This window comes from Wolbachia endosymbiont of Brugia pahangi (genome assembly GCF_012030695.1).
GTDB lineage: Bacteria > Pseudomonadota > Alphaproteobacteria > Rickettsiales > Anaplasmataceae > Wolbachia.
In genome coordinates this window covers 292,303-317,110 of the sequence record NZ_CP050521.1, presented here as the reverse complement: position 1 = coordinate 317,110, position 24,808 = coordinate 292,303, and the positions used below count along the sequence as shown (strand labels likewise).

Here is a 24,808-nt window from a genome sequence, read left to right as displayed (position 1 = left end):
TTTAACAAAGTATTAGTATAATCTATTGACTGGATTAATGGAGAAATTTGAATGAACAAATTACCGAACAATGCGAAAATAAGTAAGTCTCAGGTTACCCAGTGGGAAGTAATAAAAAGTTGTGAATATGATGATAACTGCTTGTCAAAAATACTAACTTTATACGTTATCAAAATGGTTCAGCTATTAGATTCCTATATAAGCGATGAACCTGAAATCAACACTATTCTGACAAGAGTAAGTGTGACAAGTGAAAATGTATTTTTAAATAAGGCTGCTACTATTGAAATCATGGAAGACATTTTTCCATGTAAATTTAACAGTAAGAAGAAAATATAACATATTAAGACTAGAAGACTTGTACAATCATTTATGCTCTATTGTTGGCAATATAGTCTTCTAAAAGAAATGCTTGAAAGTCTAGTAATGAAATATAAGGACACTGTTAACTTATTTAAGCAATTACCTAATTGAGCACAGTATTTTCAAAACTTCGTTCTCTATTTCAGAAACGCCACTTTCAAGGCTTTCATCTATCAAACACATGATAGACAGATATATCTGTCGTTTTTTTGCAACATCAATAGTTAAAGTACCAGGGGTAATTGTGACTGAATTGGCAAATAATGCAATACTCCCGTCGTTATGCCCTTTGCACTTCTTTAGGATAATTATCGGCTCAAGTTTAAGTTTAGCTTGCAGTACCTTTTTTATTACGTAAATACTCGATAGAATGACTTGATATATTAACCATGATATATAACTTAACAATTTATAAAACTCCAGTCTATTTGTACCATTTAAGATCTGGCTAAGAGCGTTTTCAGCATCCATCAACCGCTTAAAGATAAACAGCGTAAACATAGAGGAAAATATTCCACAAAAAACAAAAAATGACTCAAAATAACCAGACAATATAGTCCATAGAGAAAATAAAATTATAAAGGACAGAGAAAAAAACTTGATTTTTTGCCTAAGGTTCATGGTCTACAGTATAACTAGAATGATTTTTTAAGGAAAGATAATAATGACTCTACTTCAGAAAAATTGAAGAGAAAGTTAACCACTCTTATGAATTGAAGACAATAAAATACTTAAATATTAACATTAATGGACCATATACATATTATTAAAGCATAATAATAATAATTAGTAAGGTAGGCTATGATAGATATTTCTCAAATACAATTTCCTTCAAGAGAGCTTAGTAAGCTAAAATCTGTTAATTGCTTTGCAATTTTTATTTCTTTAAGCATTTTAGTTAACCCTGCTACTCTTTATTTTCACCTTGCTACCATATTCTTCAGATCTGAAATTAAAACCTTTTACACTTATAAAGAAATCAGAACTGCAAAGCAGCACAAAATAAGCAAAAAAAGAGTATTGGAAAATGTTTTTTAAGAACAATACTATAAAATAGCAGCTTCTCCCTTGCTTGCTGCTTTTTTGATCTACCTGACTTTCACCCACCACTTTCTTATTGATCCCGTTACTGGAAACAACACCACCTACAATGCCATTAACTTTATTGCAGAGTGAACTCAGACAAAAAGATTCTAATTCTATTATGTTATTTAAAATTTCTATGAATTTCTTTTTAGAGAGTATAAAGGAAAATTTACAGGCATGATCAATAGTTTTGATGCTGATCTCGAACACTTGCTTCCTCATCAGTTAAATGATGGTATTCACCACAATATCAACAAGCTAAGAAGTAAGTACGGTAATAAAGTATCAGAAGATGTTATTAATGATGGTGAATTTAAGCAGTTTGTTAAATATATAAATGATTCATATTAACTTAACCTAATAATCGTCAATTTAGTAATGGAGACAAAGGAAGGTGATTGGGATTTTTTAATGACTTCTGCGAAAATGATCAAAAACATAGTTCTGGCTTTACAGGTGGGTAAATTTTACTTTTAGTTTTGAGAGCCTGCAATGATGGAGGCATAGAAGGTGTAAAAAATAAAAAAGACACATTAATTATAAATCTGCTGATAGTCAAACCTTCTCTAGAAAAGAACGAATTCCTAACACCTACTTCACCGGTATTGTCTGCAGAATGTTGAGTACACTAGAGGGTATTTATCCAGATCTAGAAACTAGATTTACTGTTCCACATCAAATATCAATTTTAGAGCAGAAAATGAAGTGCATAAGTTCATGTTAGATATGCTAAAGAACAAGAAAAAAACGACAAAAAAATCTTTAATGCTTGGCATAAGATTCAGGACAACCCAGATGATAATGAAAGTCAAAAAGTAGTTGATGATTTTACCTCAGAAGTAAGTATTCCTTTAATGAGAAAGTTATTGAGTTTTACTTCTCAATAGTGAATAAGTTATGCTGATGTTAATGAAAAATATTAACTCTATAAATTTAAATAAATTATAATGTTTTGAGCTAGGTTAGCACATAAAAAATGAATTGAATAAGTATAGCTTAGATGACTAAGGAAGTTTACTTGAAAGCATAAAAAAAAAGTATTCTTGGAACTATTAAACCGAGATTTGCTTAAGGCAGATTTTTCTCTCAAAGGTTCATCTTTAAATGAAGCTAAGAAAGTAGCTGACACAATAACAGAGAAAGAGGTTAAGGCATTTAAACTGAAAGCTGAAAAAGCCAGTAAAGTTAACCCCATTGAAGTTCAAGTAGATACTACACTGCAAAATCTTGCAAAAAAATCGCTAAAAGAAAAGTGCTGCCTCGCATATAAACATCTTAGCAATAAATATCAAGGTAATAAAAAAAGGAAATGATAGAAATTTTACTTAAAAAACTAGAAATAACAAAGGAACAAATGAAGTCTCTATTAGAAGAGAATAATATACGCAAGCTAAAATTAGCACTTGATAATATATGCAGAAGAAGCAGAAAAAATATGGAGGAACGATAAAAGAAGCAGAAGAAATAGTCGCAAGTCGTTTCTCGCATGAAGTATCTGCTAGTAATGCAGAGAAGGGACTGGGATGGGACGTAGCTTATGAAAATTTACGTTCCCTACCTTGTAGAAGATTCGCTATATTTCTATAGTGTTTAAAAAAAATTAATATTGCTACAGTTAATAGCGTAAAAAATAAGTCTCTTTGAAAAAAGAAAGATGATAATACGGCAGCTATAGTAGAAGTCAAAGAAGCAAGAGAGGAGTATCGAAAAGCAAAAAATACTGCTAACCAAACAAATACAAATGCTAATACTAAAGAGATATTAAGCGCTATCAAAATTCCTAAAGTTGTTGCAACTCCCTTTCCTCCACTGAACTTCAGCCATACAGGAAACATATGTCCTAAAACTACTAAAATTGCAGATGCATACATGTGAAAACTACCATCATCGAAAAATTGTTTTGCTATATAAACCGCAATAAACCCTTTTAAAGAATCCAGAAGTAATGCTAAAGCAGCAATACATTTATTTCCTGTTCTTGCAACATTTGTAGCACCAATGTTCCCTGAACCTACTTCTCTTAAATTTATTCCTTTTATTTTCGTAATAACTAAGCTAAATGGTATTGAACCTAATATATAGGATAATACAAAAACTATATATTTCTCCATTATATCCACGCTCTCAGTGTCATTCTAGCGTGTGACATATAACTGTACAATATTGTGACTTGAGAATAGTCTTTACCAAGAAAGATATTACCCCAGTGCTCAGACACTGTAACTTAATTGTAAATAAGTACACCAGAGAGTTATATAAGAGCTTGATTCTAGTGTCATGCACTGGAACGACGTCAAAGATTAGTATCCTCATTTATTTTTTTTCGTTTAACTGACATTTGCACTAGAACCTAATTGATTTTATTATTTCTTAGCCTTTTCAAATAGCACTGAACTTCATCGTTAATTTGACTGCTAAATAGTATAAGCGCTGTCATATTAATAAGGGCCAAACAAGAGAATAAAGTTCCACCGATATTAGCAATAGCCATTATATCTTTAGACAAACCTGAGAAAAATGCAACCACTACTACCGCTATGCGATATATTACAATACTTTTTGCACCAAATAAATATAGCCATCCCATTTCACAACAATATACAAACGAGATTACCGAAGAAAACGCAAACAAAGGTGCAGCTATAATTAAAAATATAGGAAACCAAGAAGAAACTGTCTCAAAAGCTTTTTGGGTAACCAATATTCCTTCGCCAATGCCAGTCTGGTACGCACCTGTTATCACTATTGTTATTCCTGTTAAACAACAAATTAACATTGTATCAAAGCATGGCTCTATCATCGCAACTAGTCCAGTTCTAACTGGTTCCTCATCTTTAGCTACTGCGTGAGTAATTGAAGCAGAGCCAACACCTGCTTCACTGGCAAAAATAGCCCTTTGAATTCCAGCAACAAATGCCCCTACTACTCCTCCACCAACAGCATTGAAGTCTATCATATTAGAAAATAATATTTTAAATACATTACTAAAATTGTGAATATTAAACGTAATTATTGTAATACAACTAAAAATATATATGAGTGACATAACAGGTACTAGCGCAGAAGATACTCTCGCTATCCTTCTAATTCCCCCGATAATCACTAGAGCAAGCAATGCAGAGATTATAGAAGACAGAAACCAAGGATGACTATCCACCCAATTTGAATAGCCAGATAATATTGAAACCATTTGATTAGTTTGAAATGCTACACTTCCCCCCAAACCTGATAATACAAAAAATACCGCATATACTGCAGCTAAGATAATACCAAGTTTCTTAAACCCAAATTCCTCCAGTCCATTTCTTATGTATTGAAATGGACCACTAAACAATTGTTCCTGACCTTCTGTTCTGTGCCTGAATGCTAAAGTCACTTCAGCGAATTTTGCTGACATACCAAAAAAGCCTGTAATCATCATCCAAGGTATTGCTCCTGGCCCTCCCATTGAAACTGCAATTGCAACACCAGCAACAGTTCCAAGGCCTACTGTACTTGAAAGTGCAATTACAAATGCCTGAAAATGCGTAATGTGACCATCGTGATGATCCGTATCATATTTTCCACACAAAATAGTAAACGCATGTTTAAACATCCTTATGTTGAGAAATTTAAAACGTAATGTTAGAAAGATATAACCAAAAGCCACTAAAAGAATTATAAATGGCACGTAGAAAATCTTGAAAAACAACACTTCATTCATGAAGTTATTTATTCCACTTAACATAGCGTCATAGCTCTCATAAAAATCTGAAGCAGCGTACACATTATTAAACAACAGGCAAAATAATACTATATAAAGCAACCTATAAATCATCTCTAATACCCTCTAGAATTGTAATAAGAATCTATTGTATTTAAGACTTCCCTTCTCAGTAGATATATCGTAACAGCGCTTGGAACCATAAGGCACATAAACAAACCGTCGCCTAGATAAGATATAAATTCTATATTTTTTGACATACAACCAATATACACCGAAACCGCTATAAGAACTTGGAACAATATCAGTACTTTTTTGTTACCAAATAAGTACAACAAGAGCAACTTCTCAGTAATAATAATAAGTTATTATTGTATAAAGTGCAAAGGAAAACATTATTAGCGGAAAAACTAGCTTGCTGAATAAAGGCAAGGCTGTTGAAAATGCTGAGCTAACTAATGTAATACGTCTATGTTGTTAGTACTATGTATACCAGCGATAACTATATAATATCAGTCAAAAATGAGATTAATATTATGCCTACAAGTGTTGCAATATTGCACCACTCCCAACTTTAATTGGATCTTCTTCTTTTACAGCTGAATACACTATAGCTGCTGTTCCTGTACTGCCTCGTTAGCAAAAAACGATCTTCTCACTTCAGCTATTAACCTACTCAGTACCCCACCTCCTGTAGCTGATTTACAGCAGATTATTTCCATCTACACAGATTGATATACATATATGCTTACATATAACACTATCAAAATCGGCGCTAAACCTGTCGCAACGAAAGCAATGCATTTTATTCTTCTCTTAGTATTACAATTAAAATAAGCAGTGATATAATGATAGATGCGTTGTATTTGAAGAGGTTACTTGATAAACGCTACAATTTAATTCGCCTGAGTGATATGTCACCAAAAATCATTGCAACAAGCGACATAATTGCATAAGCTCATACAAGAAATCTGCCAGTCTTATAAATCTAATCTTTGCAAGCCCGTACTTCATATAATAAAAAACTCCACTAGTTGGGTTTCAGAGCAATAAGTAAACGCAAGCACTACTTCAACAAACTTTATCGACATGTCAAGTATTTTGGTAATTACCATCCAAAAAATTGCACTTGGACCCCATATTGTAGTAGCTATTGCAACCCTGGATACTGCTCAAAGGCTAATCGTTCCTGAAATTACCGTTGCAAACGCTTGGATATGAGTGGTTATGCCGTCGCTATGATTACATTCTAGGTTGCATAGCATTTGTATTCCACGCTTGAATAAGTTAAAGTTAGTAAACCTGAACTGAACTGTATAAAAAAATTCCAGTTGCAATTACCCAAATGATTACAAATGGAACGTAAAATATCTTTACATACAGAAATGAATTTAATAATTCACTTATTTTCCAGTTATATTGCCACTACTTCTTATTACGATCTATAGCTAACAAGTTTTATATGTGTAATATATATAAAGCCCGACGCTTATTGGAATAGTAATAGTATACACTACACCTAAAATTGGTAAAGTGATCCATGGCTTACTGACGAAGAATACGATAAATACTCCGAAAAGTGATACAAATATATAAGACAGGCTCCTGGGAATATAAATGTACTTTGCAGAGAAAGTTGGAATATGACTGACTGAAAAAAATGAAATAGTTAAAAAGTAACAAGCCGTATTTCTTACGTTAAAAAATCGTTCTATAAGAAGTAAATATTCACTTTCCTGAGAATGAAAGGTAACAATTATTGGCAACAAAGAAAGCAAAGCACATATTGGTGCTGGAACCCCAGAAAAGAAAAATTTTTCCCAGTCAAGTTGTTCTACATTTAACGACACATTAAACCTAGCAAGCCTTATTGAGATGCAAATTACGTATATCATTACTAATATCCACCCTACAACTTTAATTTCTTTTAACTTCCAAAAATATAAAAGAAATGCAGGTGCTGCACCAAAATTTAGAAAATCTGCAAAAGAATCAAGTTGCGCTCCAAAATCACTAGTTGATCTTAGAATTCTGGCTATTCTGCCATCCATCCCATCTATAATTGCTGCAATGATAATGAAAATCACTGCAAACTCCCACTGTTCATTAAATGTAAACTTAAGTGAAGTAAGACCAGAGCACAAACCCAATAAAGTTATAAAATTTGGGAACAACTTAGCAATAGGTAGAGATCTACTGTTACTGCTATTGTTATTCATACAAGGTCAAAAGTAAGCTTTTCTTGAGTATTTTCCTTATTCAAGTTTGCTATAATTGTTTCACCACCAACAACAGTTTGCCCTTCTGAAACCCTTATTTCCACATCAGTAGGAACATAAATGTTCACTCTACTGCCAAATCTTATAATTCCAAATCTCTCACCTGCTTTGACGCTCTGAGATACTCTTAAATTACAAACGATACGACGTGCAATTAATCCAGCTATTTGTTCTACAATAATCTCTTTTCCCTTTGTGCATTCAATCACAATAACCTGCTTTTCATTTTCATTGCTAGATCTATCGCTCATTGCAGACACAAACTTACCTTTTTTATAGTGCATTTCCTTCACTGTACCGGATATTGGTATACGATTCACATGCACGTTCAAAACACTCAAGAATATGCTAACAAGTGTAAATTTCTTCTCCTCTCCATTGTTTGTTGATAAAGGGTAACTAACTTCTTCAATTTTTGAAATTACACCATCGGCAGGACTTAGTACAAGATCCTTATTGCCTGGTATAATTCTTGCTGGGTCACGAAAGAAATAAGTGCACAATAATGTTGGAAACAAACATGTAACACCAAATCCCCAAGATATAGAGAATGCTATGCACGTCACTATAAAAGAAACTACTATAAACAAATAACCCTCCTTGTTTATACTAGGTAAACTAAAACACATAACCTTATTGACAATAATCTGTTATTAACAACTTATCATCTATCACTCTTCATGAAAAGCTTTTTTTTAAGTACGTGCTGCTTCAACAAAATCCTTCTGATAAAAGGTAACATCACAAATTACCATATTATAGCTAAAAGATTTAATAAATTATTATTCCATAATGGAATTATACTGAAACCGCAGTAGTACGACAAATGTACAATACAACAACCTACCCAACACAAATTTTAGTTAAAGTTAGAAAACTGCTTCTTCTAAAAGCTGCCTGCTTTCCTCTTCCATTGTAATAGAATTATCACTATTTCCAAGTAAATCTCTGATTTTTGCTTCTACTTCATTCGCAACTTCCTTGTTTGCTTTGAAATAGTTTTTTACATTCTCTCTTCCTTGTCCAAGGCGTGTATTGTTATACGAATAATAAGCACCCGCTTTTTCAAGGACACCAAGTTTTGCTCCTATATCTATTATTTCTCCAAGCTTCGATACACCCTCATTGTACATTATATCAAATTTTGCTTCTCTAAACGGAGGAGCAACTTTATTTTTTACAACTTTAACTCTTGTTTCATTGCCTTTAATACTCTCTTTATCTTTTATTGCACCAACTTTTCTTATATCAAGTCTTACAGAAGTATAGAATTTTAACGCATTTCCACCCGTAGTAGTTTCAGGGTTTCCATATACTACCCCTATTTTCATACGAATTTGATTGATAAATATCAATATACAGTTCGCTTTTGAAACTGCGGAGGTAAGCTTTCGCAGTCCATGACTTAAAAGCCTTGCTTGTAATCCCACGTGCTGATCACCCATATCTCCTTCAATTTCAGCTCTTGGAGTTAATGCTGCAACAGAGTCAACGACTATCACATCAACTGCACTAGAACATACTAAATACTCAACGATATGCAAAGCCTGCTCTCCAGTATCCGGTTGTGAGATCACTAAGTTATCGGTGTTTACTCCAAGTTTACGAGCATACATGACATCCAATGCATGTTCTGCATCGATAAATGCACACAGTCCTCCTTTTTTCTGTGCTTCAGCAATTACATGCAAAGCAAGAGTAGTCTTACCAGAGCTTTCTGGACCAAATATTTCAACTATACGTCCTTTGGGCAATCCCCCAACACCTAGGGCTGAATCAAGTGCAATTGATCCTGTAGATATTGTATCTATTTTCTCTACAGGGTTTTGCTTTAGCTTCATTATTGCACCTTTACCGAATGCTTTTTCAATCTGGCTTATTGCGTTATCTAGCGCTTTTTGTCTATCATTACTTTTTTCTTCTGGGTTGCTTGCCATAGATTACTTATGAATTTGTATAATTTCTATGATAATCAAACGTGAACAACCTGCCAAGGCTTTTTTAGGCTCATATATTATTTAGCGAAAAAATTAATATTTTGAGGAGATAAGCCATATGATTTAAAAGATATGGTACATACTGTTTCGAATGCAGAACCTTGTAGTCCAATTGACTTTATTAATTATACACCAAATTATGTTAAGATAGAAAATTAGATGGACTTTGCAGTGCGATACAAAATAACGATAGAATACAACGGCAGTAGTTTTTCTGGTTGGCAGAAGCAGCAACATTCTGCTAACTCAATTCAAGAGACCATAGAAAATGCCATATTTAATTTCAGCGGTGAGAAAGTTACTCTCCACTGTGGCGGCAGAACCGACGCAGGGGTTCATGCTTTAGGACAAGTTGCTCATTTCGATATGGAAAGAAAATTTGAGCTTTATAGAATAAGAAACGCCATAAATTATCACTTAAAATCAATTCCTATAGTTGTACTGAATGCAGAAGCTGTAGATAATACATTTCACTCACGATTTTCAGCAAAAAAAAGATACTACGAATATAGAATAATTAATCGCTACGCTCCTGCAGCTTTGGAAGCTGGTTACGCGTGGCAAGTGTTTAATCCACTTGATGTAAACATTATGCGTGAAGCTGCTAAATATCTGCTTGGAAAACATAATCTTTTAAGTTTCCGCTCAAAAGATTGCCAAGCTACAAATCCGATAAGAACAATTGATGATATCGATATAGTACAAAACGGGAGTCACATATACATTAAAATATCTGCTATTTCTTTTTTACATAACCAAGTGAGGATCATTGTAGGTACTTTAGTTGAATTTGGAAAAAGTAGAACTAATCCACAAAAAATGCTGAATATATTAAACCAATGCAAAAGAAACGCTGCTGGAGTTACTGCACCGCCTTTTGGTTTATATTTGGCAAAGATAGATTACTAATTAATAGCTTAAGTTCTTACTGGCATCACTATATATAATACATTCGGATCATTCTCATCAGTAATAACCGTAGCACTATTACTATCTGATAAGCTAAACTTACATTTGCTCTTTATACAGGATAAAGCATCAAGCAAATAACGTGAATTAAAACCTATTTCTATAGGTGCTCCATTGTAATCCACCTCTATAAATTCAGTTGCATCACTGCATTCTTGAGAGTTTGAGTGTAGAGTTAATAATTTTTCTTGCAATGAAAATTCAATAGATTTTATTCTATCAGATACAACAACGGAAACTCGATCTATAATGCTAGCAAGTTTGCTACTCTCAACGACCATTTGTTTATCTTGAGATACTGGAATAACGCATTTGTAATCTGGAAAAGCCCCATCTATTAATTTTGATATTATAATATACCTACCACATGTAAATTTGATCTTCCTGTCTGAAAGTTTTATATTAATTTCATCACAATCATCTAGTACTTTCAATAGCTCTATCACAGTTTTGCGCGGTATGATTACACCAAATTCGCCATTGATATTTTGAGGCTTTGGCTTTTTTACACATGATAAACGGTGACCATCAGTTGCAACACAATATAAAAACTGCTCATCTGTATGTAGATATATCCCATTCAAATTATATCTTGTATCATCTAGCGATACAGCAAATTTTGTTTTATTTAATAAGTCTATCAAGTCTGTATTCAGTAGAGTAAAATCATACTTATGATCACCTTCTTCAAGAACAGGAAACTTGTTTAAGACTACATTTGGTAAAGAAAAATTTGCATTTCCATAAGATATTAATAATTTTCCTTGATCGTTTACCTCAAAATTGACATCCAAATCAGCTGGCAACTTCTTCACTATATCGTGTAAAGTATGTGCTGAAACTTTTACTTCTCCTTCTGTTAACACATCTGCAGCAAGTGAAGCAAATATTGAAATATCAAGATCAGTAGCCATTAATTTTATGCTGCCATGTTGTGCTTTAATATTTATACACGCCAAGATATCTATTGCATTACGCCTTTCGACCACTCCACTTACTCTGGACAGCGTACTTAAAAGACTTGTACGGCCTATGCGAAAACGCATTTGCTCACATACAGAACTTTGTTTTTTGATTTCTACATCTATACCCACAACCTCTGACATTATCTATCCTTAAAAAATATTTCAAATGATATCCACATTCTACGTAAAGTAAAGTGCTTATTTATATTTTTACCAGAAGAGTGTTTTTTTATACTATGGTTTAGCCTGAGATTACAACAGTTCACTTTACGTAGCATAAATCATGCATTTTTTGATATGCCTTTTGAAACCCAAGTAGGGAATAAGTATCATCAATGGTTGCCGCTTTTATTCTTCCACTAACCACCATTGATAATCCCTGCTTCATTTTTAGAATTAGATCTCGATCTGTTTTTGTATGCTCTGTCCACGCAAGATCTCCTTGTATTATGTATAATGCATATTTTATTTTTTTATCGATATTGACAACTATAGGCTCCTTATCATACTGAAAACCAGAAGTAACACTTACCTCATCTGCTTTTTTATCGACATAACTGACCATTACATATGGCTTGCGGTTGGTTGTATAATGTTCGCTCTTTTTCTTAGGGTAAGACACGATATAACATACTTTCTCTCCATCTTCCAATGCAGTATACACAAGCCAGTCTCTATATTTTTCCTTCAATTGTACATCACTAACAGATGCAAGAGCACTTACTGAAAAAAATATTAGAAATACAAAAAAACTACGCATGTAAGCTAAATTTCAAGCTCTCCGACTGTATATGTTGTTTTACCTTACTCATCGCTTGTTCAGCTAGCTGTCTTATTCTTTCTCTTGAAACACAGTATTTTTTACTAAGCTCATCTAGGGTCTGAGTATTCTCAGACAAATACCTACTAATAAAAATATCCCTTGATCTTTCGTTAAGGCTTGCTAATGCATTGTTTAAAATTGTTTCTTTTAATTCTTTCTCTTCACGATTCTGATAAGTTACTTCTTGATTAACTGAGTTACATGGGATCATATCTTGTAGCTCTTTTTTAGAGTCACCACCTACTTTTATGCAATTATTTAGCGACTGATCCTTACAAGCTAAACGGTAATTCATCTGTATAACATCCCCTTCAGATACAGATAGTTCATTAGATATTGCTTTTATTTCTTCATTATTTAAAGTTTCCCTGTTTGTATATTGCAAAATTCTTTTTTTTATTTTACGCAAACTAAAAAATAATCTCCTTTGTGCTTGTGTTGTGCCTATTTTTACAAATGACCAAGATTTCAATATAAAGTCTTTTATTGAAGCTTCAATCCACCACACCGCATAAGTTGAAAAACGAAATCCCAAATCAGGGTTAAACTTTTTCACTGCATGGATTAAACCCATATTTCCTTCCATAATTAGGTCCATTAACAATAGCCCATAATTTTTGAACTTCATTGCAATTTTTACTACCAAATTCAAATGGCTAGTAATCAATTTATGAGCAGAAGAAATATCCTTGCACTGGTTCCAACTTTTCGCCAACCGTACCTCTTCCTCTTGAGATAGCATAGGAAATTTTCGCACTTCAGTAATATACTGTGTGAGATTAGTGCTACCGTTAATACATAAGCTCACCTTTGGGATCAACATAACAACTTAAATTAAAACTCCAAATATACAATGTATTGACTTTCCAGTAAAAATTCAAGCTTTAATTTAGAAAAAGCATAACTTATTGTGTACCACTGCACCCAACTTGAACCTTAAGTGCTTCAATACTTACTGCTAATATGCAATACAAAACATTCTACATAGTAAACAGTGCCATTCCAGTGCTTAAGAGACACTGGAATCCACATTTCTTTCCTCTAAGTTCCAGTACCAGCTACTTGAATAACAAGACTGAGATAACAAGAAGACCACTAAGATAGATTAGAAATTAAACGCTATTCCAGCTTCTGCACCAATAGTGCTATAAAGAACTTTATATGCACCCGCAGTAACTTTTGTTTCTTTATCCTCACTAGTTCCTTTATTTACTTCTTCACTTTTATCAAAGTTAGCGCCATAAGAACCAAAGTAGCGAGCTCCAGCAAAGAGTTTAATTTCTGGGGTTACATCATAGCTAATACCAGCTTTCGCCTGGTAAGCAAAACCAAACCCATGTTTTTGATCAGCAATAACTTGTGCCTTTGCAGGGTTGCTGATATATGCTACACCAAGACCAACACCAACATATGGAGTAATAGGTATATCTTCAATTACTACATCATAATACACATTAACTAGCCCTGAAATTGCTGTTAAATTATCTACAATATCTGGAGTAGGAGCTCGTGAAAGAGTACTTTTACTTAATTGTGAATAAAGTCCTTCAATGTCCACTCTGATATCATCCATTCTATAACCAAATGCACTACCACCAGCCATGAAAGAAGGCTTATAAAGGTCATTAGTGTCTTTACTATCCTTTTGAGCTCCTGTGATACCATCAACCTTTGTATTCAAAGGTGAAAACTCACTATTGTACTGCAAGCGAATGTAGTAACTAGTTTCCTCATCAGCTATTGGACCAACAGGATCTGAAAAAGCAGAGTTTGATAAACTTAGCAACATTACTAAAGCGGTTGCTGAAAAAAACTTTTTATAATGCATAATTACCCTCGTTAAAAAAATTAAAATTTCACTTTAGCAATTTAAGTAAAAACTAAAGTTAAGTCAAGTACTAACTTAATAACACAAAATATTTGACATTTAAACTAATTTTTAGAGAAAGGTAAAGATTTTACTAACGAAAAGACTGAATCTGTACTAACATTGCAATATTTGAGAGCAATGTATATCAAGAATACAAAGCCCATTTTACAGGCCTTAAGAACCCTTATATGGGGATGTTTTAGACCTAAAATTTATCCTTAATCTTTATTTAAGTGACAAAAGCACATTATTAAACTAGGTGTGTTATGTTTAATTTTTCTTATATAGACACTCCATGTCTTTATAAATTTTTATCTACGTTAGCTGAATCTCGCTTATTAGGTAATGTAATAAGCGCCAAGTTTTTGAGAGAACAGTAAACAACTCACATTGCATTGTTCTTTATTTAAGAATTAGTTCAAAAATCAACTAACCTTCTTTTTTTTATAAAGAAATTATTTGAAAAACTTCTGCATTACCCTTATCGTGACGTTATGGATATTTATAATTCCAAGGTTGACTACTTACCAAGCATATAAGACATTAATGTCAAGTTCCTACAAGAGATGAGACGAGAAAGAAACATTGGAATGACACCATTTATTGCATAAATAACCTGAAAATTGCTATGTTCATACAGTCGTGTCACTAGCTTAGCATTTCTTTATTCCCCACATCATTTCCACTACTGCGGTTTCTTCCACCTTTATACAATGTTATAGGTGCACTAGCGAAGAAGCGTTAGCATTAGAAACACCAGAAATTTTATGTAGAAAAAACTTAAAAGGGAAGTTTAAATCCAGGTAGTAAACCCATCATACCTGCAAGATCAGAGGTTACATTTGCCATATCCTCCTCTGCCTTCTTAATAGCATCATTGAATGCTGCTGTTACTAAATCTTCTACTATATCCTTCTCTTCATTTCTCATAAGCTCTAAGTCTATGTTTACCTTTTTAGCCTTATAACTACCTATTTTTATGATTCCTACCAACACAGAAACTTTACCGCCACCAGAGATACCTTGAAATTCTTTACCAATATACTTCTCTTGAGCTTCTGTAAGTTTCTTTTGCATCTCTTGTGCTTGCTTCATTATCTGATTAAAATCCACGACTTACTCCTTATTCTCTATGTTGACCACCTTTGCACCCTTAAATGTATCAAGTATACCCTTAACTGCAGGTGCATAACTTAAACTACTCGCCCCCTTTTTTATATAACCTGCATCAATTGTAATAACCCACTCCTGCTGAGTTATCTGACTTAAATAGTTTTTCAAGTCATTACAAAAATTACTATCCAACTGAGATACAGCCTTTAGTTTTAAATACCCAGGTTTACAATTCACTAATTGTAGATTACTACATAGCTGCTTGTAAAGATAAATTTGGTTATTCTGTTGTAATAGTTGCAAAATCTTATCAAAATCATAATTTTTCTGTTGTATGTTTTCTGCGCTGCGTGTATTCCTCTGCTGCGTACTTTGCGCAAGAACTTTCTTGACCACCTGCTCAGGAGAAGGTAGATCAGAAAGATAACAGAGGCTAATTAATATCATCTCAGCAGCAACATCACTGCATGTCGAAGCTTTTATATCTTGAACTCCTTTGAGCAACATCCTCCACAATCTCGAGAAAAATATTAAAGACTTCTTTACACCCAAGTCTTTTATCCTGTTCTTCTCACATTCTGTAACTGAACTATCAACCTCTTTTGTAACCAAAAAACGGCATATTAACTGAATTGTTTGCAATAGACCTTCAAAAATACTAAGTGGGTTTGCCGTTTCTACTGCTTTGTCGAATAACGATAGAGCTTTCTGTAAATCACTGCCCAATATTGCTTCCATTAGATCAAATATGATATCTTTATCCACTAGGCCAAGTATATCCATCACACTTTTAGTAGATATTACACCACCTTTATTATACAGCACTGCTTGATTCATTAAAAACAAGGCGTTACGCATTGAATTGCCAGAGTGGCGCGCAATTAACTCTGATGCTTCCCTTTCAATGAAATAATTTTCTCTCTGTGCAATATCATTTAAACGCTCTACTATTTTAGCTACAGGAATGTTGTACAAATCAAATCTTTGACAACGTGCAATGATAGTGATTGGTATCTTTTTTATCTCTGTAGTTGCCAAGATAAACTTTACACTTGGTGGTGGCTCTTCTAGGGTTTTAAGCAATGCATTAAATGCACTGCTGGATAACATATGTACTTCGTCTATAATGTAAACTTTGAATTTAGAACTTATAGGTGAATAGCAAATATCTCCTAGGATTACTTTGATATCATCAACACTAGTATGACTTGCTGCATCGATTTCAATTACATCTGGATGGCTTGAATTTTTTATCGTCAGGCAATTTTTACATGACCCACACGGTTCAAAAGTCGGTCCCGAGGAACAATTTAAACATAAGGCTATTATTCTTGCTGTGGTAGTTTTACCCACCCCACTAGCACCGGAAAGCAGTATAGATTGTGGAATTCTGTTGAGAGTAAAAGCGTTTTCTAATATACGCACTAGTATATCTTGACCTACTAGATCTTTAAAGCTACCAGGACGATATTTTAATGCTATGTTCATGGTTTATGATAAAATAAATAATGAAATAGGTATGCAACCCAAAAAGATTCTGATGTGGCTGCTTCATTTCTGACCTGACCAAGTTACAGAGTTTTTGCCTGCATACCTTATAAAAGATTATACTTTTTTTTTTATTTAGCAAGATATATTCTATATTAGCCCTATAACTTGATATGCTAAATTTTTTACAGTGCTACTTTGAAGTAAATAAAAAGTTAGTTATTATGCAAGTCACTACAAGATTATCACTTCAATGTTTATTTATGTCATCCCAGTGCGTGACACTGGGGCCCAGAAATCTCTTCAACAACTGGACCATATGGTCAAGCTATAGAATGATAAGTGCTGGAGCAATAAGAGATTATGCAAGAGACCTATTAAAATCCACACCTTTTCCTCTGGATTCCAGTGCCACGCACTGGGATAACGAAGGAGAGGTGTTATGATTTTATATCATTTTCCTCTTTGTCCGTTCTCACGAAAAGTTAGAGCCCTTCTTAAGGAAAAAAAGCTGAGCTGCGATTTAGTACACGAAAACCCGTGGGAAAAGCGGAATGAATTTATGAAGATTAATCCAACTGGACAGGTACCAGTGCTTATAGATAATAACTTTATTATAACAGACAGCAACGCTATTTGTGAATATCTAGAAGAAACTTATAATAGCGATATCAAATTGCTTGACTCGTCTACTGTTATTAAATCTCAAATACGTGCTTTAATTAATTGGTTTGATAATAAATTTTATAATGAAGTTACTAAATATATTATAAATGAGAAAGTAATAATTAACCGCAGTCCTGACTCTAGGTTTCTCCATGCAGCTCAACATAATCTATCTTGCCATATAGAGTACATTGAGTACTTAATTAACAAAAACGTTTGTCTCGTAACTGATAAGTTCACTTTAGCTGACATTACTTTAGCATCACATATTTCTGTAATGGATTATGTAAATAGTTTTCCATGGGAAAAAAGTAAAATTCTAAAAGAATGGTATTCCATTGTTAAGTCAAGGCCTTGTTTTCGTGAGATGTTATTAGAAAGAGTTCCTGGGTTAACCCCTCCTCTGCACTATGCCAACTTTGATTTTTAGTCTACGTAAGCTTTAAAGCTATAGTCATTCCTTCATCAGTTGGAATTAATATAGAGTAATATTTTTTTTCGTCCGATAACCTATAATTGAATTCCCTCATAGCACGCCATGATTTCTCTAACACTTCTTTTGGAGGTGATTTCAAAAATACTGTGTTAAGCAATAGAGTATTATCCGCAACAATCAGCCCGTCTTGTTTAATGTATGACTCTGCCCAATCTAAATATTTAGGATAACCAGCCTTATCAGCATCAATGAATATCATGTCATATGGTGCTTTCGCTGATAATTCATCCAATTTTTCTAATGCATTGCCTACTATTAAAGTAATTTTATTACTCATATTAAAAGCATTAAAATTTTTTTTTGCTATTTTAAAGTGCTTAGGATTGTTTTCTATTGTGTATATATGGCCATATTCAGGTAGAGCTTTTGCCATACAAATTGATGAGTAACCGTACAATGTGCCAATTTCAACGATACTTCTCACCTTGTGAATCTTTATAAATAAACTTAATAACTTTCCTTCTTCAGGGCTAATTTGAATGTGTTGTTTTTTCCCAAGAATACAATACTCTTCTATTTCTTTACATTCTTTTGCAAATAAATCTCGTATATATAATAATTTTATGTTAGGGTTATTACGTGCCATGTTTTGTATTATAGGAAGGCTTAATTAATATAAAATTCATAAATAATTATATAGCCTAAAATGATATAAACATTTATTTTAGGCTATTATTTTATAGCGTAAAATTTTAAGTGACAAAAATTGTGATATATAATATCATAGTTAACTAGTGCAACAGCTGATTGGCTGCCACACTAAAATTTAAAGAGACTGCTTACATGCAAATTTCTCTTTTAAATATAATTTTCATAATCAATTAGAGGGAGTTATATGTCTTATAATATTGCTGGTGAAGTTGAAACGTTAAGTAAAAGATCTAATAAAGATGAAGGGGTTACATTACTAAATAACCCAGCTTATCGTGAAAAGTATAGGGAACGTTTTGATGAAGCCCAGAAAAAAGTTATGGATATGGTTCAGTTTTATGATGGGACTATAATATTAATAGAAAATAAAATTGCTATGTATTATTACGCTTGGCACAGTAAAAAAAGAGAGTTTGAGCGTAAAAAACAACAAGCAGTGATGAAAGACGATGGGTCAGTATAGAGTCTTTGTATGATAGGCTACAGTGGTATCATTTCACTATAGCTTTTTCATATAGCCTATCTATCACGTTAGTAAAGTATTCTTGTGCTTTGTACCCTTCGTGCCTAATTTTATTAGGCTCTGTGTGTGATCTATCGTTGTTAAGCTTGATGAAAAATATCGGAGTGGCCATAATGCCAAGCTTATTAATTGCTAGTGATTTATCATTTATAATTTTATCCATCACCTCCTTATCGTTAATACATCGGTTAAATGTATCTTGCTTTAAGTTGCTTAGTGCCGCCACTTTCTGTAACACAGTTAAGTCACTTAAATTAGAGTAATTCCATGAGTCTATCGAATTAAAAACAGCTTTATTAAAATTAAAATAGTCTTCTTGCTTCTCATAACAATAACTTAGCATTGCAGCTTTTAGTCCTCTATAATCCAAAGGGAAATGACGGAATATATATAGCATCTTACCTGTATCTATATATTTCTTTTTAATTTCAGGAAAAACTTCTCTATGAAAAAGAGAACAATGATAACAAGTGAGCGAAGCATATTCTATCATTAGAATTGGTGCTTTGGAATCTCCTAATAATTTATCATCAGGCAACGGTAATAGTAGTTCTTTTGATGTTATTTCATTAATTTTTTGAATATAATGGTTGTTGGATAAGTCCTGCTTAATAACTGCATAAGAGTTAACACTTATAAAGACCAATAAAAATAATAATCTAAAAATCATCATAATACAAACATTTAACTTACTAAATAATTACGTATTTATATCAATAATGTCAAGATAACTTTTTCTTAGCAAGACTCTCAACTCTGTCTTTGAACGCAGCAACTATTTTACTTTGTGTATATTTATATATTGAATTTAATAAAATGGAAAACGAGCTGGATTTAAATTCAAACTCTATACAAAACTTCACCATAGTTTTCTTTTCATCTATAGAAATGAATCTCCATTCATTGTATAAATGTTTAAATATTCCATTTGATGATACTGCTTTTATCCAACCTTCATTAGTTCCACTCGGAGAAAGAAAGGTTACCTCCGAAGTATATCTTCCCTTAATTCCATGAAAAGCTGCTAAGAGATCCACAACCATCTGGTTATCAATTTTCTCCTTTAAGTAAACAGCTTTGCACCAAGGAACAAAATCAGAATACTTCTCAACATCAATTACAACCTGGAATACCTCATTAGGTAAACAGAGGAAAATACCTTGTTCTTTGTACTGGTGAAGCATAAGTTTAAACCAACTGGAACGGAATCCGTATCTACCGTTAGCCTTAGTAGATTCCTGAGACCTAAAGTTAAGGTGGGCATTACGTATCAATTTCAATGGAATTGATAGAGGCAATTCCCTTGACTAGAAATTATCGCTCGGGAAATTTAACTTAACTCATAACGTATAGAACAGACCCCTATCATTATAGCCGATTTACGTAAGGCGTGTCTATATGTATATTGGAGTCAGTGATAAATAGCTATTATTTAGCTTTTGTTAAATTTCGCACTTTAAGTATCATAGTTAATAAACATATCTCATGAATGTTATTAAACTTTTAATTATTATTGTTTTCATTATAATTTCTTCAAGAGCCTATACCAACTGCGCAGATCATAAAATTTTTGTGCATGCTATGAAGCAACAAGTAGGTAACATATCTACAAAGGAGAATAAAAAAGACCGGGAACATGTATATAAAAAGCTTCAGGAAATCATTCAAAATAATATTGACCTCAAAAAAATATCTCGATTTGTTATGGGAAAACATTGGACTTTGACTACTCAGGAAGAAAGAGAAGATTTCTTAAGAGAATATGAGATATATTTTACACGTCTGTGTATCGAAATTTTATATAAATATATGAATAATAGTGAAATGACTATAATGAGCTCAAGAGCAGTTGACAATGCAACTTGTTTGATTAGTACAAGATTTTTTTACAGCGATGAAGAATTCACAAATATTGATTTTAAAGTTACTAAAAATGTCAGTTCTTTCTTGATAAGTGATGTTGTAATGAATGGTATAAGCATTTCTATTAATCAACGTTCTCAATTCAGCGAAAAAATTGATACATATAGCATAGCACGTGTCATAGATGAATTAAAATATAACAACAATCTATGATATACATACCTAATTAGGCTAAGCCACTTGGTAGAAGACCAAAAGATTTTTTTTCTTGATCGTATAAAAGGTTTTCTTAACAAACTAGACAATCTTGAAAAAAATACCGCCTATAATCCATATAGCTGGAGCTAATGGAAAAGGTTCAACATTATCATTTGTAAGATACACAATGCAGGAGGCATTAGGGTATGAGGTTCACATATACACTTCTCCACATTCAGTGAACTCTAATAAAAGAATAGTTGTTGTAGGTGGTTATATCGAAGATAATAAATTATATAATTTACTATAGAAGAATGCCACACTGCAACTGTTGTAGCTTTTTTAGCCTTTTCCCTTTATAAAGCTGATACCACCTTAATTGAAGTAGGTATGGGCGGAAGGCTTGACACAATGAATGTAACAGATAATCCAGTTTTAACAACTATTACTTCCATCGCACTTGATCATACAGAACACTTTGGCCCCACTGTAGAAACTACAGCGGTGAAAAGATCAAAATATGAAGCATAATGTTCCTTACGAATAGCACTACAAGAAAACTCTATAATAAATACACTAGAACACTACGCAATAAGTAATAAATCTCCTCTATACAGAGAAGGCATTGAGTGGAGTTGCAAAAAAATGGTTTCTCAATCAGCTATTCAATCAATAGAATTTTTCCTACCCTTTTTAAAGGGCAATCATCAAATAATTAACTCAAGAAATGCCATTACGTCATGCAGCATTTTGAGTAGAAAGTATGGGTTTGATATTGGAGAAGATGATATCACCTCAGGTTTACAGCATACTATCGGCCTGCACGACTAGAGCTCATACAAGAGGGTAATTTAATTTCTTCATTACCGAAAGATTGGTAATTATTTTTAGATAGTGCACACAATAATAACGATGCCAAAGTATTAGCTAAGTGAGTAAAAGATAATTTTGCCGAAGGCATTTATATAATTTTTGATATCACTCGTAACAGAAATGTGGAAAAATTTTTAGATACTTAAAATTGTATATCAAGCTACTATATGCGGGTTGTGTTAAATCTGAGCCAAAAGCAACAAATACAAATTTAATCAGGGAAGAAGCCAACAATATAAGAATAAATGTTATTAAATGTAAATCAATCGGCGATACTATACTAAATCACATGCCAAAAGCTCCTATCCAAAACGTTAAAATTATACTGATTTGTGGTTCATTATTTCTGACCGGAGATTTTGCCATGGAGAATGACTAAGTTTTTTAAAATTTATGTCAACTAGCGCTATATTTTTCTCTGAAGGAAGCTATATTGTAATTATGAACAACATAATCGTAAAAAAATTCGGTGGAACTTCGTTAACCGATTTAACCAGAGTTGCAAATTTAATAAAAAAAGATGTTGATAAAGGTTATAGAATAATTGTTGTTGTTTCCGCCATTGCAGGACTTACCGACCAAATGGTTTTTCAGGCTAGACAAACCTTAAACTTAAGCCACAAACAAGCACTATCAGAATATGATGTTATGCTTTCAGCGGGAGAGCAAATTTCTTGTGGCCTATTAGCAATTACCCTCCTATCTATCGGAGTAAATGCCAAATCGTGGCTTGCTTGGCAGTTACCAATTATAACTGATAATTCTTATTCCGAGTCTAAAATAAAGACAATAAAGATTGATCATTTGAAAAGATCTTTTGCTGAAGGTTACACTGTGGCGATCATTGCCGGTTTTCAGGGCATATATGATGATAGAATCACTACTTTTGGAAGAGGAGGCTCTGATATATCAGCAGTTGCCCTTGCAGTAGCTTTTGGTGTCAGAGTTTGTGAGATTTTTACTGATATCGATGGAATATATACGGCTGATCCGAAAATTGTCCCAAAAGCACGCAAACTAAAATCCATCTCTTACGATGAAATGTTGGAGATGTCATCATCAGGTGCTAAAATATTGCATAACCGTTCAGTACAGCTCGCAATGAAACATAACATTAAAGTACAAGTGCTATCCACTTTTAAAGAGGTAGAAGGCACTGCAGTATTACACGAAAATGATGTACTAGAGAGACACACAATTACTGGAATAACTTATAGCACTAATGAAGCTCTTATAACTTTTACCAATTTTGCAAATACCTTGCGCACTCTAAAAGATATGGCAGGGGCAAATATTAAAATTGATATGATACATGGATCAAGTATTGTAATTTCCGAGTTCGATATCGACTTAATGAAAGAGCTACTGAACAAGAATGAAGATTATGTTATAAACAATAATGCAGCTAAAATTTCAATCATTGGTATTGGTGTTATGTCTGTGATGTACCATACACTCAAGTTCTTCAGTGAAAAAAAGATAGAAATACTTGCGATTACAGCATCTGAAATCAAAATTAGTATTATCGTTCAAAGAGAATGTGCTGAAGCTCTAGTTAGGGATTTACATACTGAGCTGATGTGCACAGAAGGTGGCTGATCTTATGTTTTTACTCTCCCTTTCTAATATTTCGCAGAAAGCAAGTATTCTATTCAGTAATGTAGCAGAAAGAAACACTATGAGAGGTTAAAAAGCCTACTTTCACCATTGGTACATCTTATTCTATAGATGGGGTAACGATTTCAAACGTAAGGAAGTTGAATATTTGTGAAAAATAATGTATAATTATCAATAATTTTTAAGTGAATTTCTTATAGCTTTTTTTCTAGACCCAAAAAACAATTTAGCGTTTCGGCGCATCTTTGTCACTGAGAAAAATAGGATATTCTCATTCATCTTCCCAATGATATTTTAGGTTGAACTGGTAAGGCTAAAATAGAGTATGTGAGTCTTCTAAGTTCCATTCAAAACCCTAATATTACCACTAAAAAGGAGAGTATTGTTGACGTATCATTAGAGATTCTACAGGTGTGCAATTCACTTGCAGGACACACAGGCCGCTTAGAACCACTGGCTTTAAAAAACACGCAAATACTACGCTGCCAAAGCTTACTTAAGACAAGTTGACGTAGGTGCCAGGTTATCAAGACCTTAAAGAGGTTATCTTCATTGCTATAACTGATTTTGTTCTGTTTCTTGATAAACTAGAGTACAAATCCGATCACGTTACTCTTGATATGAAAACTTTCAAACGTGACCGTAGAACTTTAGTTTTACTTTTATAAAACCACAAAAATTTCCAAAAACGCAAGAGGATCAATTAGAAAATATGGTCGAAAAGTAGTGTTATTTTTTTAAGTATGCAAATAAGACTAGCAAAGAGGGTGTAAAGAAAGTAGTAGGGAGTGATGTGATTATTGGCAGAGCTTATAATGAGTTGAACCAATATAATTGGGGTGAAGAAGAGCGTTTTATTTATAATCAAGATAAGAAACGTGAGAATGACAATTTATCCTCCCTTAACCAAAAATTTGATGAGAGTATGCAAAGCCGATACAGAGAAAAGAAAAATCGAAGTGGCAAGAAACTTACTCAAAGCTGGTGTATCTGTCAACTTAATAGCTGAACTTATTTGTTTTCCTTAAGCTGAAATTACACAGCTCAAAGAAGAAGTCACTAGCTGATACTGTCTCTCAAACCGTTGGGCTGAATGGACAATGGCGTTAACTTAAGGAAAAATGTCAGTGATTGTATATAAAATTTCTCCCTAAAATCCATTATGTCTTTAGGGAAGTTCACTAAGGGAGTCTTTTAAGTTAATGCAATTGGCTGAACGGATACGAGCATGGGCGTTCTGAAGCAAAACCCCTCTATACTTTGCC

Annotated in this window: 26 protein-coding genes, 2 other RNA genes and 2 pseudogenes; 12 read left to right on the top strand and 18 right to left on the bottom strand. The window is 33.2% G+C overall.

Features of this window, described 5'->3' with window-relative positions:
• The first annotated feature begins 51 nt into the window (after positions 1–51).
• Positions 52–339: a hypothetical protein gene (locus WBP_RS01550; protein WP_246166068.1), complete on the top strand. Its 288-nt coding sequence runs from the start codon at positions 52–54 to the stop codon at positions 337–339.
• Positions 340–462: 123 nt separating this feature from the next.
• Here the strand turns inward: WBP_RS01550 and WBP_RS01545 are convergent, their stop codons facing one another.
• Positions 463–984, bottom strand: a complete 522-nt coding sequence (locus WBP_RS01545) for a Na+/H+ antiporter subunit E (RefSeq protein ID WP_167895856.1) — start codon at positions 982–984, stop codon at positions 463–465.
• Between the two features lie 642 nt (positions 985–1,626).
• Between WBP_RS01545 and WBP_RS05560 the strand changes: the two genes are divergently transcribed.
• The 3 genes from WBP_RS05560 to WBP_RS05550 all read left to right on the top strand — a co-directional run bounded on the left by WBP_RS05560 (position 1,627) and on the right by WBP_RS05550 (position 2,899).
• The gene (locus WBP_RS05560; RefSeq protein ID WP_246166065.1) at positions 1,627–1,800 is read left to right on the top strand and encodes a hypothetical protein; all 174 of its coding nucleotides are present in this window, start codon (positions 1,627–1,629) and stop codon (positions 1,798–1,800) included.
• Between the two features lie 692 nt (positions 1,801–2,492).
• Complete coding sequence (locus WBP_RS05555) at positions 2,493–2,762, top strand: hypothetical protein (RefSeq protein WP_011256620.1); 270 nt, start codon at positions 2,493–2,495, stop codon at positions 2,760–2,762.
• Positions 2,759–2,899 carry a hypothetical protein gene (locus WBP_RS05550; RefSeq protein WP_246166064.1) on the top strand — a complete coding sequence of 47 codons (141 nt, stop codon included), beginning with the start codon at positions 2,759–2,761 and terminating at the stop codon, positions 2,897–2,899. The genes WBP_RS05555 and WBP_RS05550 overlap by 4 nt, the downstream gene beginning before the upstream one ends.
• A gap of 85 nt (positions 2,900–2,984) precedes the next feature.
• Here the strand turns inward: WBP_RS05550 and plsY are convergent, their stop codons facing one another.
• The 3 genes from plsY to WBP_RS06170 form a co-directional block, all read right to left on the bottom strand.
• Positions 2,985–3,560 (bottom strand): glycerol-3-phosphate 1-O-acyltransferase PlsY, encoded by a 576-nt coding sequence (plsY, locus tag WBP_RS01535; RefSeq protein WP_167895855.1) that lies wholly within the window; start codon positions 3,558–3,560, stop codon positions 2,985–2,987.
• 239 nt (positions 3,561–3,799) lie between these two features.
• A complete protein-coding gene (locus tag WBP_RS01530; protein ID WP_167895854.1) occupies positions 3,800–5,266 on the bottom strand; it encodes an alanine/glycine:cation symporter family protein in 1,467 nt (488 codons plus the stop codon).
• An 896-nt stretch (positions 5,267–6,162) separates the two neighbouring features.
• Positions 6,163–6,267: a hypothetical protein gene (locus WBP_RS06170; protein ID WP_369799978.1), complete on the bottom strand. Its 105-nt coding sequence runs from the start codon at positions 6,265–6,267 to the stop codon at positions 6,163–6,165.
• On the opposite strand from WBP_RS06170, the gene WBP_RS06165 reads away from it, so the two are divergent.
• Positions 6,242–6,373: a hypothetical protein gene (locus WBP_RS06165; RefSeq protein ID WP_369799994.1), complete on the top strand. Its 132-nt coding sequence runs from the start codon at positions 6,242–6,244 to the stop codon at positions 6,371–6,373. The genes WBP_RS06170 and WBP_RS06165 overlap by 26 nt on opposite strands.
• A gap of 227 nt (positions 6,374–6,600) precedes the next feature.
• Here WBP_RS06165 and WBP_RS01520 read toward each other — a convergent pair whose 3' ends face one another.
• The 3 genes from WBP_RS01520 to recA form a co-directional block, all read right to left on the bottom strand.
• Positions 6,601–7,371: a CDP-alcohol phosphatidyltransferase family protein gene (locus tag WBP_RS01520; protein WP_011256623.1), complete on the bottom strand. Its 771-nt coding sequence runs from the start codon at positions 7,369–7,371 to the stop codon at positions 6,601–6,603.
• The gene (locus WBP_RS01515; protein ID WP_167895853.1) at positions 7,368–8,060 is read right to left on the bottom strand and encodes a phosphatidylserine decarboxylase; all 693 of its coding nucleotides are present in this window, start codon (positions 8,058–8,060) and stop codon (positions 7,368–7,370) included. The genes WBP_RS01520 and WBP_RS01515 overlap by 4 nt, the downstream gene beginning before the upstream one ends.
• A gap of 240 nt (positions 8,061–8,300) precedes the next feature.
• Positions 8,301–9,368 carry a recombinase RecA gene (gene recA / locus WBP_RS01510; RefSeq protein ID WP_011256625.1) on the bottom strand — a complete coding sequence of 356 codons (1,068 nt, stop codon included), beginning with the start codon at positions 9,366–9,368 and terminating at the stop codon, positions 8,301–8,303.
• A gap of 231 nt (positions 9,369–9,599) precedes the next feature.
• On the opposite strand from recA, the gene truA reads away from it, so the two are divergent.
• A complete protein-coding gene (truA, locus tag WBP_RS01505) occupies positions 9,600–10,337 on the top strand; it encodes a tRNA pseudouridine(38-40) synthase TruA (protein WP_167896298.1) in 738 nt (245 codons plus the stop codon).
• 8 nt (positions 10,338–10,345) lie between these two features.
• Here truA and dnaN read toward each other — a convergent pair whose 3' ends face one another.
• The 7 genes from dnaN to ffs all read right to left on the bottom strand — a co-directional run bounded on the left by dnaN (position 10,346) and on the right by ffs (position 16,771).
• Positions 10,346–11,503: a DNA polymerase III subunit beta gene (gene dnaN / locus WBP_RS01500; RefSeq protein ID WP_167895852.1), complete on the bottom strand. Its 1,158-nt coding sequence runs from the start codon at positions 11,501–11,503 to the stop codon at positions 10,346–10,348.
• Positions 11,504–11,624: 121 nt separating this feature from the next.
• Positions 11,625–12,122, bottom strand: a complete 498-nt coding sequence (locus WBP_RS01495; RefSeq protein WP_167895851.1) for an invasion associated locus B family protein — start codon at positions 12,120–12,122, stop codon at positions 11,625–11,627.
• Complete coding sequence (locus tag WBP_RS01490) at positions 12,115–13,008, bottom strand: RNA polymerase factor sigma-32 (RefSeq protein WP_011256629.1); 894 nt, start codon at positions 13,006–13,008, stop codon at positions 12,115–12,117. The genes WBP_RS01495 and WBP_RS01490 overlap by 8 nt, the downstream gene beginning before the upstream one ends.
• Before the next feature lie 282 nt (positions 13,009–13,290).
• Positions 13,291–14,013: a P44/Msp2 family outer membrane protein gene (locus tag WBP_RS01485; protein ID WP_011256630.1), complete on the bottom strand. Its 723-nt coding sequence runs from the start codon at positions 14,011–14,013 to the stop codon at positions 13,291–13,293.
• 822 nt (positions 14,014–14,835) lie between these two features.
• Positions 14,836–15,150: a YbaB/EbfC family nucleoid-associated protein gene (locus WBP_RS01480; RefSeq protein WP_179958988.1), complete on the bottom strand. Its 315-nt coding sequence runs from the start codon at positions 15,148–15,150 to the stop codon at positions 14,836–14,838.
• Between the two features lie 21 nt (positions 15,151–15,171).
• A complete protein-coding gene (dnaX, locus tag WBP_RS01475) occupies positions 15,172–16,656 on the bottom strand; it encodes a DNA polymerase III subunit gamma/tau (RefSeq protein ID WP_167895849.1) in 1,485 nt (494 codons plus the stop codon).
• 15 nt (positions 16,657–16,671) lie between these two features.
• Positions 16,672–16,771: signal recognition particle sRNA small type (gene ffs, locus WBP_RS01470), an RNA gene on the bottom strand.
• A 327-nt stretch (positions 16,772–17,098) separates the two neighbouring features.
• On the opposite strand from ffs, the gene WBP_RS01465 reads away from it, so the two are divergent.
• Positions 17,099–17,752, top strand: a complete 654-nt coding sequence (locus WBP_RS01465) for a glutathione S-transferase family protein (RefSeq protein ID WP_167895848.1) — start codon at positions 17,099–17,101, stop codon at positions 17,750–17,752.
• A 1-nt stretch (position 17,753) separates the two neighbouring features.
• Here the strand turns inward: WBP_RS01465 and WBP_RS01460 are convergent, their stop codons facing one another.
• The gene (locus WBP_RS01460) at positions 17,754–18,404 is read right to left on the bottom strand and encodes an O-methyltransferase (protein ID WP_167895847.1); all 651 of its coding nucleotides are present in this window, start codon (positions 18,402–18,404) and stop codon (positions 17,754–17,756) included.
• Positions 18,405–18,653: 249 nt separating this feature from the next.
• Here WBP_RS01460 and WBP_RS01455 point away from each other — a divergent pair, with 249 nt between their 5' ends.
• Positions 18,654–18,932 (top strand): DUF2671 domain-containing protein, encoded by a 279-nt coding sequence (locus tag WBP_RS01455; RefSeq protein ID WP_011256635.1) that lies wholly within the window; start codon positions 18,654–18,656, stop codon positions 18,930–18,932.
• A gap of 28 nt (positions 18,933–18,960) precedes the next feature.
• Here the strand turns inward: WBP_RS01455 and WBP_RS01450 are convergent, their stop codons facing one another.
• The 3 genes from WBP_RS01450 to ssrS all read right to left on the bottom strand — a co-directional run bounded on the left by WBP_RS01450 (position 18,961) and on the right by ssrS (position 20,356).
• Positions 18,961–19,662 carry a thioredoxin domain-containing protein gene (locus WBP_RS01450; protein WP_041571567.1) on the bottom strand — a complete coding sequence of 234 codons (702 nt, stop codon included), beginning with the start codon at positions 19,660–19,662 and terminating at the stop codon, positions 18,961–18,963.
• A 52-nt stretch (positions 19,663–19,714) separates the two neighbouring features.
• Positions 19,715–20,176, bottom strand: a complete 462-nt coding sequence (locus tag WBP_RS01445; RefSeq protein WP_167895846.1) for a type II toxin-antitoxin system RatA family toxin — start codon at positions 20,174–20,176, stop codon at positions 19,715–19,717.
• 18 nt (positions 20,177–20,194) lie between these two features.
• A non-coding RNA gene (gene ssrS / locus WBP_RS01440) (6S RNA) lies at positions 20,195–20,356 on the bottom strand.
• Positions 20,357–20,477: 121 nt separating this feature from the next.
• Here ssrS and WBP_RS01435 point away from each other — a divergent pair.
• The 4 genes and pseudogenes from WBP_RS01435 to WBP_RS06405 all read left to right on the top strand — a co-directional run bounded on the left by WBP_RS01435 (position 20,478) and on the right by WBP_RS06405 (position 24,571).
• The gene (locus WBP_RS01435) at positions 20,478–21,068 is read left to right on the top strand and encodes an MlaC/ttg2D family ABC transporter substrate-binding protein (RefSeq protein ID WP_167895845.1); all 591 of its coding nucleotides are present in this window, start codon (positions 20,478–20,480) and stop codon (positions 21,066–21,068) included.
• Positions 21,065–22,305 (top strand): annotated as a pseudogene (locus tag WBP_RS06160) (bifunctional folylpolyglutamate synthase/dihydrofolate synthase). The gene WBP_RS01435 and the pseudogene WBP_RS06160 overlap by 4 nt, the downstream one beginning before the upstream one ends.
• Positions 22,306–22,367: 62 nt before the next feature.
• Positions 22,368–23,525 (top strand): aspartate kinase, encoded by a 1,158-nt coding sequence (locus tag WBP_RS01425; RefSeq protein ID WP_041571569.1) that lies wholly within the window; start codon positions 22,368–22,370, stop codon positions 23,523–23,525.
• Between the two features lie 214 nt (positions 23,526–23,739).
• A pseudogene (locus tag WBP_RS06405) lies at positions 23,740–24,571 on the top strand (Rpn family recombination-promoting nuclease/putative transposase).
• Positions 24,572–24,808: the final 237 nt, after the last annotated feature.

What these genes read in the sequence shown, in the direction of transcription:
- WBP_RS01520 (WP_011256623.1), bottom strand. Translation starts at nt 7,371, where the DNA reads ATGAATAACAATAGCAGTAACAGTAGATCTCTACCTATTGCTAAGTTG.
- WBP_RS01455 (WP_011256635.1), top strand. Translation starts at nt 18,654, where the DNA reads ATGTCTTATAATATTGCTGGTGAAGTTGAAACGTTAAGTAAAAGATCT.
- WBP_RS05550 (WP_246166064.1), top strand. Translation starts at nt 2,759, where the DNA reads ATGATAGAAATTTTACTTAAAAAACTAGAAATAACAAAGGAACAAATG.
- WBP_RS05560 (WP_246166065.1), top strand. Translation starts at nt 1,627, where the DNA reads ATGATCAATAGTTTTGATGCTGATCTCGAACACTTGCTTCCTCATCAG.
- plsY (WP_167895855.1), bottom strand. Translation starts at nt 3,560, where the DNA reads ATGGAGAAATATATAGTTTTTGTATTATCCTATATATTAGGTTCAATA.
- dnaN (WP_167895852.1), bottom strand. Translation starts at nt 11,503, where the DNA reads ATGTCAGAGGTTGTGGGTATAGATGTAGAAATCAAAAAACAAAGTTCT.
- WBP_RS01435 (WP_167895845.1), top strand. Translation starts at nt 20,478, where the DNA reads ATGAATGTTATTAAACTTTTAATTATTATTGTTTTCATTATAATTTCT.
- WBP_RS01465 (WP_167895848.1), top strand. Translation starts at nt 17,099, where the DNA reads ATGATTTTATATCATTTTCCTCTTTGTCCGTTCTCACGAAAAGTTAGA.
- dnaX (WP_167895849.1), bottom strand. Translation starts at nt 16,656, where the DNA reads ATGAACATAGCATTAAAATATCGTCCTGGTAGCTTTAAAGATCTAGTA.
- WBP_RS01490 (WP_011256629.1), bottom strand. Translation starts at nt 13,008, where the DNA reads ATGTTGATCCCAAAGGTGAGCTTATGTATTAACGGTAGCACTAATCTC.
- WBP_RS01480 (WP_179958988.1), bottom strand. Translation starts at nt 15,150, where the DNA reads ATGAAGCAAGCACAAGAGATGCAAAAGAAACTTACAGAAGCTCAAGAG.
- WBP_RS01515 (WP_167895853.1), bottom strand. Translation starts at nt 8,060, where the DNA reads ATGTGTTTTAGTTTACCTAGTATAAACAAGGAGGGTTATTTGTTTATA.
- recA (WP_011256625.1), bottom strand. Translation starts at nt 9,368, where the DNA reads ATGGCAAGCAACCCAGAAGAAAAAAGTAATGATAGACAAAAAGCGCTA.
- WBP_RS01545 (WP_167895856.1), bottom strand. Translation starts at nt 984, where the DNA reads ATGAACCTTAGGCAAAAAATCAAGTTTTTTTCTCTGTCCTTTATAATT.
- WBP_RS06170 (WP_369799978.1), bottom strand. Translation starts at nt 6,267, where the DNA reads ATGGTAATTACCAAAATACTTGACATGTCGATAAAGTTTGTTGAAGTA.
- WBP_RS01445 (WP_167895846.1), bottom strand. Translation starts at nt 20,176, where the DNA reads ATGCTTCACCAGTACAAAGAACAAGGTATTTTCCTCTGTTTACCTAAT.
- WBP_RS01450 (WP_041571567.1), bottom strand. Translation starts at nt 19,662, where the DNA reads ATGATTTTTAGATTATTATTTTTATTGGTCTTTATAAGTGTTAACTCT.
- WBP_RS01495 (WP_167895851.1), bottom strand. Translation starts at nt 12,122, where the DNA reads ATGCGTAGTTTTTTTGTATTTCTAATATTTTTTTCAGTAAGTGCTCTT.
- WBP_RS01550 (WP_246166068.1), top strand. Translation starts at nt 52, where the DNA reads ATGAACAAATTACCGAACAATGCGAAAATAAGTAAGTCTCAGGTTACC.
- WBP_RS01425 (WP_041571569.1), top strand. Translation starts at nt 22,368, where the DNA reads ATGAACAACATAATCGTAAAAAAATTCGGTGGAACTTCGTTAACCGAT.
- WBP_RS06165 (WP_369799994.1), top strand. Translation starts at nt 6,242, where the DNA reads ATGTCAAGTATTTTGGTAATTACCATCCAAAAAATTGCACTTGGACCC.
- WBP_RS01460 (WP_167895847.1), bottom strand. Translation starts at nt 18,404, where the DNA reads ATGGCACGTAATAACCCTAACATAAAATTATTATATATACGAGATTTA.
- WBP_RS01485 (WP_011256630.1), bottom strand. Translation starts at nt 14,013, where the DNA reads ATGCATTATAAAAAGTTTTTTTCAGCAACCGCTTTAGTAATGTTGCTA.
- WBP_RS01530 (WP_167895854.1), bottom strand. Translation starts at nt 5,266, where the DNA reads ATGATTTATAGGTTGCTTTATATAGTATTATTTTGCCTGTTGTTTAAT.